Annotated in this window: 10 protein-coding genes; 9 read left to right on the top strand and 1 reads right to left on the bottom strand. The window is 42.0% G+C overall.

Annotation, left to right across the window (positions count from 1 at the left end; genetic code table 11):
* The first annotated feature begins 25 nt into the window (after window positions 1–25).
* From T325_RS04310 to T325_RS04270, 9 genes are all read left to right on the top strand, one after another.
* A complete protein-coding gene (locus T325_RS04310) occupies window positions 26–2,608 on the top strand; it encodes a carboxypeptidase-like regulatory domain-containing protein (RefSeq protein ID WP_197051314.1) in 2,583 nt (860 codons plus the stop codon).
* 250 nt (window positions 2,609–2,858) lie between these two features.
* Window positions 2,859–3,080 carry a TIGR04149 family rSAM-modified RiPP gene (locus T325_RS04305; RefSeq protein WP_036910870.1) on the top strand — a complete coding sequence of 74 codons (222 nt, stop codon included), beginning with the start codon at window positions 2,859–2,861 and terminating at the stop codon, window positions 3,078–3,080.
* Window positions 3,081–3,160: 80 nt separating this feature from the next.
* Window positions 3,161–4,399, top strand: coding sequence for a radical SAM peptide maturase (locus T325_RS04300; RefSeq protein WP_036910729.1), 1,239 nt, complete (start codon window positions 3,161–3,163; stop codon window positions 4,397–4,399).
* A gap of 3 nt (window positions 4,400–4,402) precedes the next feature.
* The gene (locus T325_RS04295) at window positions 4,403–5,656 is read left to right on the top strand and encodes a hypothetical protein (protein WP_036910727.1); all 1,254 of its coding nucleotides are present in this window, start codon (window positions 4,403–4,405) and stop codon (window positions 5,654–5,656) included.
* Window positions 5,653–7,860, top strand: a complete 2,208-nt coding sequence (locus T325_RS04290; protein WP_197051313.1) for a peptidase domain-containing ABC transporter — start codon at window positions 5,653–5,655, stop codon at window positions 7,858–7,860. Before T325_RS04295 ends, T325_RS04290 begins: the two co-directional genes overlap by 4 nt.
* A gap of 90 nt (window positions 7,861–7,950) precedes the next feature.
* Window positions 7,951–8,148 carry a TIGR04149 family rSAM-modified RiPP gene (locus T325_RS04285; RefSeq protein WP_036910725.1) on the top strand — a complete coding sequence of 66 codons (198 nt, stop codon included), beginning with the start codon at window positions 7,951–7,953 and terminating at the stop codon, window positions 8,146–8,148.
* Window positions 8,149–8,237: 89 nt separating this feature from the next.
* Window positions 8,238–9,470 (top strand): radical SAM peptide maturase, encoded by a 1,233-nt coding sequence (locus T325_RS04280; RefSeq protein WP_036910723.1) that lies wholly within the window; start codon window positions 8,238–8,240, stop codon window positions 9,468–9,470.
* On the top strand, window positions 9,467–10,741 hold the full coding sequence (locus T325_RS04275) for a hypothetical protein (RefSeq protein ID WP_036910721.1): 1,275 nt from the start codon (window positions 9,467–9,469) through the stop codon (window positions 10,739–10,741). Before T325_RS04280 ends, T325_RS04275 begins: the two co-directional genes overlap by 4 nt.
* Window positions 10,728–12,035 carry an HlyD family secretion protein gene (locus tag T325_RS04270; RefSeq protein WP_036910719.1) on the top strand — a complete coding sequence of 436 codons (1,308 nt, stop codon included), beginning with the start codon at window positions 10,728–10,730 and terminating at the stop codon, window positions 12,033–12,035. Before T325_RS04275 ends, T325_RS04270 begins: the two co-directional genes overlap by 14 nt.
* A 65-nt stretch (window positions 12,036–12,100) precedes the next feature.
* Here T325_RS04270 and T325_RS04265 read toward each other — a convergent pair whose 3' ends face one another.
* Window positions 12,101–12,457, bottom strand: a complete 357-nt coding sequence (locus tag T325_RS04265) for a hypothetical protein (protein WP_231622185.1) — start codon at window positions 12,455–12,457, stop codon at window positions 12,101–12,103.
* Between the last annotated feature and the right edge of the window lie 127 nt (window positions 12,458–12,584).

The raw sequence follows: 12,584 nt of genomic DNA, 5'->3' as shown, positions 1-12,584 counted from the left end.
TATATTATACAGCCTTCTTCCGCTCATGGCATCGGCGCAGATGCGGATAACGGGAATGGTCACCGACAGGAACGATGATCCGTTGACGGGAGCCATCGTTCAAGTACGTAGCAATGCAACAAATAAGATGATAGGATTCTGCAAGACCGATAGTAAAGGCATGTTCTCCATCGAAGCGGTAACAGAAAGCTATCTTGAAGTCTCGATGCTTGGTTTCAGGAAACAGCGTATTCACAACCTTTCGGACGAAAGATCACTACGAATAGTGATGCAGGAAGAGGCAATAGCCCTGAAGGAAGTGACTGTCAAGGCAAGTAAGGTGCGTGAGCATGGTGACACATTGACATACAATGTGGCGACTTTTGCCGATCAAAATGATCGCAACATTGGCGACGTACTCTCCCGCATTCCCGGCTTTGAGGTGAACAAGCAGAACGGACAAATCAAATACGAGGGTAAGCCCATCAGCAAGTTCTATATTGAGGGGCTGGATATGTTGGGTGACAAATACGGTGTAGCTACCAATACTCTGCCGCAGGTAGATATAGGTTCTGTGCAGGTCATGAGAAATCACCAGCCCATTCGTGTGCTTGAGGATTTTACTTATACCGACGAGGCTGCAGTGAACATCCGCATGAAAGAGGGGGCCAAGAACCATTGGGTAACATCATTCAATGGTGGGGCCGGTATCAGCCATCGTACTGGATTATGGAAATTCGAGGGCTTTGGCCTACGCCTCAAGTCTGATTTCCAGACCATGCTCACTTACAAAACCAATAACATGGGACTGGATATCAGCAAGGAAACAACGAGTCTTTTTAATTTCGACGAATCGGAAAGCAGTGGTGATTATATTCAGCTGTCACCGCCTACGACACCCAATCTTGCCGAAAGCCGTACCCTGTTCAATCGCAGCCATGCTGTCACGCTCAACACACTGAAACGGTTTAGTGAGTCATCACAGATGAACATACAGGTAATCTATAATAACAATCGCGAGACGGCAGAGGGTGAAAGGCGCACGGAGTATTTTCTTCCCTATGGAAACCGCATCATCGACAATCGTAAGGGCTATCTACAAAAGGATAACGAACTCTATGCGCTGATGAAGTATGAGCGTAACAGTACCAATCAATATCTGAAAAACTTGTTGTCGGGCGATTTTACTTGGAGCCGTCAGTGGCTTAACGAGATTGGAAGTGCAAACCACAACCAGTTTGCTCGCAAGCCCGAATACGACATTAAGGACAATCTGTATATCATCCGCAAGTACGGCAACCGCCTTGTGTCGTTCTATTCCAACAACCGCATCATCAGCCGTCCGCAGTCATTGTTCGTAGATTCACTTCATCAGTACGTCAGTAGTCAACGATACGGCACCGATACCTACGCTATGGGTGGCGTTAAACTTGGACGTTTTAGCCTTTCGCTCAAAGCGGGTGTGAATGCAGCTTTGCACCGCATAGAGTCTGACTTAACAGGACTTCCCGATACTATCGGATTGTTGGCGGATAACAGCTGTTTTTCTTTCATCCGGTTATACGTACAACCGAATCTGACTTACAAGACGCACGATGTCAGCGTGGAACTCAGCCCCACAACAGAATACCTCTATGAATATACCTCTGACTTTGGCCAGCCCTCTCACAAGGGGTTTCAAATCTCGCCAGACCTCAGTGTCAAGTGGTATGTCACACCTCGCCTGCGTCTTTTATTAGGAGGTTCTGCCTCTGTGGAGCCTTTGGATGCCAGTCGTTTCTACCATTCACTGATATTGCAGGACTTCCAGTATATCAACCGAGGCTATGCGGGATATCAGCACAGCCATACGCAGGCTATCCGTAGCGGCATCAACTATAATGATGCACTGAAAGCCCTGCACACCATCTTGACCGTATCGCGTACTTTCAGCACCTCGCCTTATACACCGACACGCCTGTTCGTAGGCGATTATATCATCCTCTCTGCTGTAGAGCAGGAAAGTAAGTCGGACTCTTGGCAAGCCAACCTGATAGCCAGTAAAGGCATCAGCCTTTGGAATGGTGTTGTCAATCTTCGAGCCTTGTATCTCAATAACGATGCCTCGATGCTCCAAAACGGGATAATGACTACCTACAATAGTCAGATGTTCAACATCCGCACAGGTCTCGACTTCTCATTATGGAAGGACATGCACCTGCGCTATGGTTTCACGTTCAATCAGGACCGTATGAACGGACGGAGCAGCGAGAACCAACAGGGCTTGCTCGGAATTGGTCGAGCTGTGACGGACGAAGGTAAAGCCAAAATCCAATCGATGGATTATATGCAAAAGATTGACAGCTGGAAGCAAGATCTCTCCATCGTTATTCCTGTCAGTCCGTTCATCATTGACCTTCGGGGTGAGTATTACCGCAACGAGATTACCAGTGGTAATTACAAAGACTTCTTCCTGGCCGACATCAAAGCCAGTTACAAATCAAAGCGTCTTGATTTCACTCTCTCGCTCAATAATCTGCTGAATCGTGACACCTATTCATATGTCATCACCAGCGACCTTACCAGCAGTACCTCTGTCAATCACATTCGTGGACGTGAATTGATAATGAGTGTGTTTATTAATCCGTAAGCGCTTGTCTGTCGTCTCAAAATGCGTTGCGCAATAGTGTTGCAAGAATGCAATGGGTTAAAAAACAGGAGATTAACTATCAAAAAACCATATAATCGCAGATTTGCTTTTGCGACGCATTTTTCTTGGTTTATAAATATTATCAGGTTAAATTTGCAGCGCAATTGCAATGAGTTTATATCTGCAAAGTGCAGAAAGTTTGGCATTAAAAAATCAAACCGTTATTACTAATTTAACCATTTTATTAATTATGAAATCATTAAAGATGAATTCGCTTTCACAGAATGCTCTGGAAGCAAGAGAGATGAGAGAACTCGTAGGTGGAAATGTCTGCGGCTGTGGTTGTCACGGACCTTCATCAACAGATGACAATGGTTGGGCCAATAATGCAGGTGGAAAGCATTCTACTGGTCAGCAGGATGTTTATATAGACTTGGATCCTATCATTGTTGTAGGTCATCGCAAAGGCTGATTATTGTCGCAACAACCTAACCGCTAATGGTGTTGGACGTGTTGCCATGGCCAATGCCATTAGCATTAGATATAACGGGGATGAAGCAAATAATACCAGAGAATATCAAGGAATATCTTGCCAACACGCCGCAGATAACCTTTGAGATTACCGAGAGATGTAATCTTTCATGTGTATATTGTGGTTATGGTAAGCTCTATTCTGATAGAGATGCGCGCTACGATAGGATGCTTGACACTCAGAATGCAATCGCATTTCTCAAGTATATAAAATTGTTGTGGGACAGCGGTTATCAGGGCGCAGAAGCAAACATTCTCCATATCAGTTTCTATGGAGGGGAGCCTCTGATGAATATGCCATTTATCAAGGAAGTAGTCGCATATATAGAAAAAGAGCTCCTCGCTTATAAAAAGATTGTTTTCTCGATGACAACCAATGCGTTGTTATTGCCGCAGAACCTTGATTATCTGGTTTCAAAAGGTTTCAGAATATTAATTAGTCTTGACGGTGACCGTATCGGTAATACTTATCGGGTATTCCCAAATGGACAGCCTGCCTATGACTATATTGTGAAATCCATTGATTATGCCCGTAACACCTATCCCGACTTTTTCAGGGATAACATCAGTTTCAATGCTGTGCTGAACAACTGCAACAGCGTAAAGTCTATTCGCGACTTCTTCATGGATAATTATGGGAAAACGCCCAGTATTGGAGAAATTAATATCGCGGGTGTAAAGGAAGAGGAAAGAGAACTATTCGAAAAACTGCACAAGAGTAAGGTCGATTCGGAAGAAGAAGCTGCCTTGGAATCAAAGCCGACATGTTTCCAAGATAGTCCAGAATACATGAGATCTGCACGATATATACAGACGCACTCACCTTATACCTACCACGACTACAACGAGTTGCTTTTTGGAAGGGGGAAAAGCAACAGGATGCCCACGGGAACCTGTCTCCCTTTTGCGAAAAAAGTCTTTATTACCGTCTCTGGGAAGATCCTGCCTTGTGAACGTATTGGTCATAAGTATGCATTAGGCAGAATCGAGGATGGACAGATATTGCTTGATTTCAAAGAGATTGCCGATAAGTATAATGCCTATTATGAGAGGGTGAACCGTGTCTGCCAGAAGTGTCACGATTATCTCTCATGCTTGTGTTGCATGTTTTATAACGGTCAGTTGGAGAACGAGAAGAGCGTGTGCTCTTTCTTTGTCAACAAACAGATGGCCAGAGTCAACCAAAATTCAGCATATAGCTTCTTGAGAAAATATCCGGAGGCATATTCTTATATTATGAACAAATTAAAAATTGTATAACAGATGGATATGCCTACTACCAATACCCGTTGGATTATTATCTCGCCCTCAGTCTATGTCGACATCATCAACGAAAGAAAAGTTATGCTGTACGATACGCAAGCTCAGACCTATATGATTTCTGAGAGTCAGAAGATGGTCGGATTAGTACAGCGTCTGTATGAGCCAGCCAATATGGGTGCGTTACCCTATAGTGAGGATGCTATCAGCAACGACGCCGATATCACTCAGGCTTTCAATCGGGGAATATTTTTTCTCAAAGACATTAGCGACGGAGGCAGGCCCATCAACCTGTTACCCTACATCAACCTGCAGACAGATCTTGACTGCACAAATGACGAGAAAGAAGAACGTCTGAGAACGATGGGTAACAAGATGAGATTCCTGTCGGGTGTCCACATTTATCTGAACTGCAAACTGCGAGACAGTCAGCAACATACGATGGTGGCATTCAGAAATAGGAGTCATCGACAACACCCTGTACCACCTTATTATCTCACCAAGGTCAGACTCTCTCAGCAAGCACTTGCCATCACACTTAATCAATTGAAGGTGTCGAGTACGGCCGTTGTCAATATCATTGTGAGCCTGGACAAAAACGAACAGGCTTATTTCTCAGATGTATTGGATACGCTCAGTTTATACAACTTCAAGTATGTGTTCAATTGCTATGACGAGGACATCAAATGCCTGTCAGAATTGTTGCTTGCCAAAGGGTTTACTGGCAACTACTCCATCACTTCCTATATCGACAGATATTCTAGGACAGACAATCTGAATGCGATTTGTGCCAGTCTGCAAGATCAGGGGCTTCCCGTTGTCTTCAAGAAGATTGTGGCAGATGAAAGCGATTTTGTAGACGAAACTGACGGCATAGATATGCTTCCCGTTTGGACGGGTAATAACGAAGCGTTTCTTAGACGTTATGTGCTGATGACGCAAGAGGATATTGATAATTCCCGCCTGACTATGGAAGATCTTTTCAGACACATGAAATTGAATGCATCCTCGTTTGGGGTTATGGAGATTCTTCCTACTGGTAGTATTTATGCCTTGAATGCGAAAGTCCCGTTGGGAAATATTTATATCGATGATCTTTATCATATTGTCGAAAAAGAATTACGTGAAAACACCTCGTGGCGAATCACACGCAAGGAGACTGATTGTGATGAATGTGCTTATCGGACGATATGTCCACCAGTCTCGGCTTTTGAGACATTATATAAGACAGCTCCGAAATGCCTGATTAAACGATGAGAATAAAAGACTTTCCACTATTTGTCCAGCATGATGCGATGGACTGCGGTCCGACGAGTCTCCGGATGGTCGCTGCTTATTATGGTAAGCACTACTCGATACAGTATCTTCGGGAGAACTGCTTCATATCGCGTCTTGGCGTATCTATGCTTGGCATCAGTGAGGCTGCAGAGAAACTTGGTATGCACACCATTGGACTGCGCATTTCGATATCCCGACTGAAAGAAGATGTCCCCTTGCCTTGTATCATCCATTGGAACCAGAACCATTTCGTAGTACTCTACAGAATTGAGAAAACAAAAAAAGGGGTCTTATTTCATGTGGCAGACCCAGCGGGCGCTAAAGCCACATTTACAGAAGAGGAGTTTAAGAGATGCTGGCTGAGTAGTAGGAAAGATGGGGAAGACGAGGGGACTGCTTTATGTCTAGAACCGACCCCCGAGTTCTATAACCGCTCTGCTGACGATGACACCAATAAAGGCCGACAAAGCCTTCTGTTTCTGTTTGGCTATCTCCGACCATATCAGAAACTGATTATTCAATTATTCATAGGGCTTGGTACGGGGGCTCTTCTTGAACTCCTCTTGCCGTTCCTTACGCAGTCTATTGTCGATTTTGGTATTACCAATCAGAATCTTAGCTATATCTACCTGGTGCTGATTGCACAGATGATGCTCGTCATCAGTAGTACGTCGGTCGAGTTCATCCGAGGATGGATTTTGTTGCATATTGGTACAAGGGTAAATATATCTCTTATTTCTGACTATCTGGCTAAGTTGATGCGTTTGCCTATTGCTTACTTTGATACGAAGATGACGGGTGATATCTTACAGCGAATCAATGATCATACACGTATTCAGCAGTTCTTGACCAATACCAGTTTATCGACTCTCTTCTCTATCGTTAACGTTATTATCTTTGGAGTGGTCATCCTTTTCTATAGTCAGATGATTTTTCTGATATTCTTCTTGGGCAGTGCCTTTTATGTGGCATGGGTATGGCTGTTCATGAAACGGAGGGCCATACTTGACCATAAGATGTTCACCCAAAATTCAGCAAACCAAAGTAATATGGTGCAACTGGTCACAGGTATGCAGGAGATAAAACTCAATGGGTGTGAGCAGCAGAAACGCTGGGAGTGGGAGCATATCCAGGCAAGAATATATAAGATTACCGTGAAAGGGCTTGCCTTGTCGCAATATCAGCAATCCGGAGGTATTTTGATTAATCAGCTTAAGAATGCTATTATCACGGCATTTGTTGCTGCGTTGGTCATAAAAGGAGAGATTACACTGGGTATGATGTTGGCTATTCAGTATATCATCGGTCAGCTGAATAGCCCTGTCGACCAGTTGATAAACTTTGCACGCCAATATCAGGATGCCAAGTTGAGTCTCGATCGTTTGCAGGAGATTTACTCGAAAGATGACGAGCGCCCCTTGGAGAAGACTCTTATCACGGAAATCCATAATAATGACATCAAGATTGAGAATCTGACGTTCAGATATGACAAATTGAACGAGAAGCCAACGCTTGATAATATTAATCTGACAATCCCACGTGGTAAGACAACTGCTATCGTCGGACTTAGTGGAAGTGGTAAGACAACCCTTCTGAAGATGATTCTTGGCTTCTATAAGCCAGACAAGGGTAAGGTGATTCTTGGTAACTCTGATATTGAGAACTACGATAAACGGGAGTGGAGGAAACATTGCGGCTCAGTGATGCAGGATGGTTTTATCTTCTCTGATTCCATCGCGCGGAACATTGCCCCAGGAGAGGAACGGATTGATGAGGACAGAATGCGCGAGGCGGCTGCTACGGCTAATATCAAGGACTTTATCGAAGAGTTACCATTGGGCTATAATACAAAGATCGGTGCCGAGGGACACGGACTGAGTATGGGCCAGAAACAACGAATACTGATTGCGCGTGCTGTCTACAAAAATCCGGAATTTATCTTCATGGACGAGGCAACAAATTCGCTCGATACCAACAATGAGCACCAGATTATGGAGAATCTCAATCGTTTCATACAGGGTAAGACGGCCATTATTATAGCTCACCGTCTGAGTACCGTTCGCGATGCCGACAATATCGTGGTACTACAAGATGGCAAGATTTGTGAACAAGGTGACCACGAAACATTAATAGGAAAGAAGGGGCTTTACTTTACACTCGTAAAGAACCAGCTAAACATATAGTGTACATCGATTTTTTGTCTGTAAACGACAGATGGTTTGGCCTTGTACATTCAACATTCAAACAATATTCAATTAATTATTTTTTATTTTATGAAAAATTTAAAACTTAACATGCTTTCCGAGAATGCTATGGGAAGAAGAGAGATGAACAATCTTGTTGGTGGTGGTGGCGATTGCCGCTGTGCCTGCGTAAGTGGAAACACAAGGGCCAATGGAGGTGCTAATTATCGTGGCCATTTGCAGTCTCCTGATCATACAGACCATGAGATTATCATTCATCATCCCTAAGTCATAAATTTAGTAGAGGGTGTATATACGCCCTCTACTAACAATATGTAAAAGATGGCCATTGACTCATTTCATATTTTATATAAGTAATGACGGAATATTTAAATCCATACAAGGTAAAGGAAAATCTAGCTACAACTCCTCAGATAACATTTGAGGTAACAGAGAGGTGTTGTCTCAATTGTACATATTGTGCTTACGGAGAATTGTATTCTGATTACGACCAAAGGCATGATAGACAACTAAGTTATGCATGTGCCATTAAATTTCTTTCATTTATAAAAGAACTTTGGGAAGAAGGGTATGATACTAATGGTAAGTCAGAGATCGATATTGGTTTCTATGGAGGTGAACCCTTAATGAACATGGAACTTATCCAAAAGGTTGTTGAATATGTGGAGTCTGATTTGTCGGGCTATGGTAAGACCTTTTCCTTTTCTATGACTACGAATGCGATTTTTCTTCCGAAATACATGGATTATCTGGTCGATAAACGATTTAAATTACTTATCAGTCTTGATGGAGATAAAGAAGGAAATTCATATAGAGTATTTAAGAATGGGACTCCTGCTTTTGGGGAGATAGTCAAGTCGATAGAACTCATTAAGAATAAATATCCGGAATACTATGAGAAGTTTGTGGACTTCAATGCAGTCCTAAATAACAAGAATTCTATATCAGGTGTACGTGATTATATAACAAATACTTTTCAGAAAGTGCCACGTCTCTCTGAAATCAGCATGACGGGAGTTAGAAAAAGTAAGCAAGAAGAATTTGACAAGATATTCCAGAAGATGAATGAGTCAATAAATAGTCTTAGTTCACAATCCTCTGACTTTCAAAAACATCCGAGTTATGAGGCGGTTGCAAGTTATTTGAGTATGAACTCTCCTTATTTCTTTCTTGATTATAATGAATTGCTGTTTGGGAAAAGAGAATGCAAACCAATACCAACAGGGACTTGTCAACCCTTTACTAAGAGAGTATTTGTAACGGTCGCAGGAAAGATTCTTCCATGCGAAAAGATATCCCATCAATATGGATTAGGTCAAGTTCGGGAAGATGGTGTTGAGATCGATTTTGAAAAAATCGCCAATACATATAACAACTACTATAATCGTATTACAAAACTATGCAGTAAATGTGAAAATAAAGGAAACTGTTTAACTTGTATCTTTCATAACGGGTATTTGGAGAATTGTAGATGTAATGATTTTGCTACGCCACAAATAACAGGAAAAGAAAAAGAGGCAGCACTTTTATTCTTTCAGCAGTTTCCTGAAGCCTATTCTCATATTATGCATAATCTCGAGGTGATATGAATAAAAAAAAGATGCAAGCTCATTGGGTAATACTGCCCTCATCAACTTTTTATGACAGAGTAGATGAGGCGTGTGCAATATTATACAATACTGACAATGGGCTTTTCATGGTAAGTACGAATAAGTCGTTTATTCGTTTAATCGATAGATTGCGAGAGCCAAAGAATATGGGAAGCGTTGCATTCGATGACAAAGAAATAGCGGATTTCTCATCCGATTTTTCTGAGGCTCTAAATATATGTGTATTAAAAACCGTGAGGACAGAGGATAACACAAAACCATTGATACTTCTACCCATATTAAATCTGCAGAGAGATTTGGACAAAGGAAAGAATATAGATGATCGGTTATTCATTATGGAAAAGAAACTCAGGTTTCTGACGGGTGTTAATATTTGGATGTCTTCAAGTACTTATGACAATAGTGACAAAAAGAAGGTTGCTTATAGGAATAGCTATTATAAAGATGTATGCTCTCCCGTATACGATAATCAGCCATTAAAAGACATGGTTGAAAGCGGACTACTTATTAAAATACTAGATGAGCTGCGCCTCTCTGGAGTAGCTCGAGTGAACTTAATTATTGGTAGTTCGTTCTTGGCTCAAACATCACCTGACAAATTTGCCCATATTCTCAACAAGTATCCTTTCTCGTTTACAATCTCTTGTTTCTACGAGGATTATGCCGCCATTGAATCCCATTTAAAGGGAGTTGTGATAAATAATCTTGATTATAGGGTCTATTTAGACAAATATAATCTGTATGATGGTAATGTGGTATTTAAGGAACTTTATTCAGATAAGGCCTCTTTCCTGTATCTTGTTTCTGATGAAAGTGAGGTAGAAAACCAGGAAATAGAGAATCTGGAACTGATTCCGATATGGGTAACAGACAATATCGACTTCTTTGAAAGGAATGTGATGTTAACAATAGAAGATTTACAGAATACTGTTCTTTCACATCAAAAGATATTCAGAAATATGAAATTGAACGCGAACTTCTTTGGTGTGTTGGATATTGATTACTCTGGAAAAATCTCTCCCCATGGATCTGAGTCTGTTTTGGGAAATCTAAAAGATGGGTGTACGTTATTACAAGCGGTTTGCAAAGAATTCAAAAAAAACCATGCTTGGAGGTTGACGCGTAATCTGACATCATGTTGCTCTTGTCCGTTCAAATATATCTGTCCTCCTATTTCTGTTTATGAACTGAGAGGAAACCTGACATCGGTCTGCAAAATAAGAAAGTCTTTAGAAAATGGCAAAAAGTAAGAAAGAGAGTGTTATCAGAAGTGAGGAGGTACAAGATATCCTGTCGGCTCCTCCTCATAAGTTGCTAAGCATCGGGTCGTCGGTGATTGGCGGTATCTTGTTGGTGCTGTTCATCGCTTGCTTCATCTTTAAGTATCCCGACACCATCTCGTGTGCGGTTACCATTACAAAGACAGAGCCTCCTGTCTGGGTAGTCGCCAAAATGTCGGGCAGGCTACAGGAACTCTATGCTAAAGACGGACAACATGTTAAGGCTGATGATATCATCGCAGTCATTGAAAACCCAGCAAATACGCAGGATGTATTGACACTTGATTCTCTCCTGTCCTCTACATCATGGGAGAATGAGGAGAATGAGGATTGTATCGGTATTTGTCTTGACAATGCGCATCTTGGCAGTATCCAGAGTGTATATACGACGCTTGCAAAGGCTATTACAGATTATAATAACTTTGTGAACAACAATCTTTACGACCAGCGTATTGCTGCAGAGGAGGCTCAACTACGACCATACTCAGACTATCTGACATCTGTATCTAAACAGGTAGATTATAGCCAGCGCATCAACACTTTAAGCAAAGGAAACTATCAGCGTGAAAAGATACTGCATGACAAAGGATTGACTTCCGTTTCCGATTTAGAATCAACAGAACAAGGATTGCTTAACAGTAGTATGTCGACAGAACAGATGCGTTCATCTTTAGCTAATGCTAAGATACAAGTAGCCCAAATACGAAATACCATCTCTGAACTTAAGATGCAGAAAGAACAGGAGAAACGGCAGTTGGAGACGGCTCTGCAGTCTGCCTGGGAGAGCACTCGGACGGCCATTCAAGAGTGGAAACAGGCCTATCTTCTTCAGAGCCCTATAACGGGTGTTGTCTCCTATAACAATCTGTGGAAGACTAATCAGAACATTACTGCAGGCGATAAGGCTTTCTCTGTTGTCAGTACTCATGAGAAAACTACGATAGGTAAAGCAAAGATACCTGTGGCCGGCTCTGGAAAAGTGAAACCAGGACAGCGTATCAATATCCAGTTAGACGGCTATCCTTATCTGGAATATGGCTTCTTGACGGGAAAAGTTGTCTCTGTTGCCTCAATGCCCGACGAGGACATCTACACCGCAACCTTTGAGGTAAAAAGCGGAGAGGTTACCTCATACGGTAAGCATATCGGAAAATCGGGAGATTTGACAGGTACTGGTGAAATCATTACTGAAGACCTCTCTGTAGCAGTAAGACTTATTGGTCCTCTCAGATATCTGTTCTATCGAAACGTCTTAGATGATTAGCTATCATATAGCAGTAAAGGGAGGTGTCATACCTCCCTTTACTGCTGAAATAACTCAGGCGATAATTAGAAATCGCCAGCGTAAACCTCTTTGCCATTAACAATCACGGCAAAACTATCTGCAGAATAGTCGTCGGCAGAGATTGTCAGTATGCTTGATGCCTCTACTGATACAAAGCCTTCAAAACCAACGAAGATACCATTTCTGTAGAATTCTACTTCCACTCTTTTTGCATCCTTGTTAAACTGGATGATGGCTGTGCCATTTCCAATATTGTTCACAGTAACGGCAGACTGCTGTCTAGGTGCACGATGAGGGACGGGGAAATGTGTTGGAAAGGGGTTCTCGTCCCCATCACCAGCATGCACATTCAAAGACATTGTTAATGCAAGAGCGAATGATAATAAAACTTTTCGGTTCATAATAATAACTGTTTATAGGGTTTATGATAATAAAATTGGTGCAAAGTTAACTGTTTTTGGTCGAAATAACGAAGAATTGAGCAAAAACTTATTGATTGTGTTGCAGGAAGAAATAGCCTAACATGAT

Origin of the sequence: Prevotella sp. FD3004 (assembly GCF_000746155.1) — a bacterium.
GTDB lineage: Bacteria > Bacteroidota > Bacteroidia > Bacteroidales > Bacteroidaceae > Prevotella.
This window is presented reverse-complemented; position numbering and strand designations above follow the sequence as displayed.

What these genes read in the sequence shown, in the direction of transcription:
- T325_RS04310 (WP_197051314.1), top strand. Translation starts at nt 26, where the DNA reads ATGGCATCGGCGCAGATGCGGATAACGGGAATGGTCACCGACAGGAAC.
- T325_RS04305 (WP_036910870.1), top strand. Translation starts at nt 2,859, where the DNA reads ATGAAATCATTAAAGATGAATTCGCTTTCACAGAATGCTCTGGAAGCA.
- T325_RS04300 (WP_036910729.1), top strand. Translation starts at nt 3,161, where the DNA reads ATGAAGCAAATAATACCAGAGAATATCAAGGAATATCTTGCCAACACG.
- T325_RS04295 (WP_036910727.1), top strand. Translation starts at nt 4,403, where the DNA reads ATGGATATGCCTACTACCAATACCCGTTGGATTATTATCTCGCCCTCA.
- T325_RS04290 (WP_197051313.1), top strand. Translation starts at nt 5,653, where the DNA reads ATGAGAATAAAAGACTTTCCACTATTTGTCCAGCATGATGCGATGGAC.
- T325_RS04285 (WP_036910725.1), top strand. Translation starts at nt 7,951, where the DNA reads ATGAAAAATTTAAAACTTAACATGCTTTCCGAGAATGCTATGGGAAGA.
- T325_RS04280 (WP_036910723.1), top strand. Translation starts at nt 8,238, where the DNA reads ATGACGGAATATTTAAATCCATACAAGGTAAAGGAAAATCTAGCTACA.
- T325_RS04275 (WP_036910721.1), top strand. Translation starts at nt 9,467, where the DNA reads ATGAATAAAAAAAAGATGCAAGCTCATTGGGTAATACTGCCCTCATCA.
- T325_RS04270 (WP_036910719.1), top strand. Translation starts at nt 10,728, where the DNA reads ATGGCAAAAAGTAAGAAAGAGAGTGTTATCAGAAGTGAGGAGGTACAA.
- T325_RS04265 (WP_231622185.1), bottom strand. Translation starts at nt 12,457, where the DNA reads ATGAACCGAAAAGTTTTATTATCATTCGCTCTTGCATTAACAATGTCT.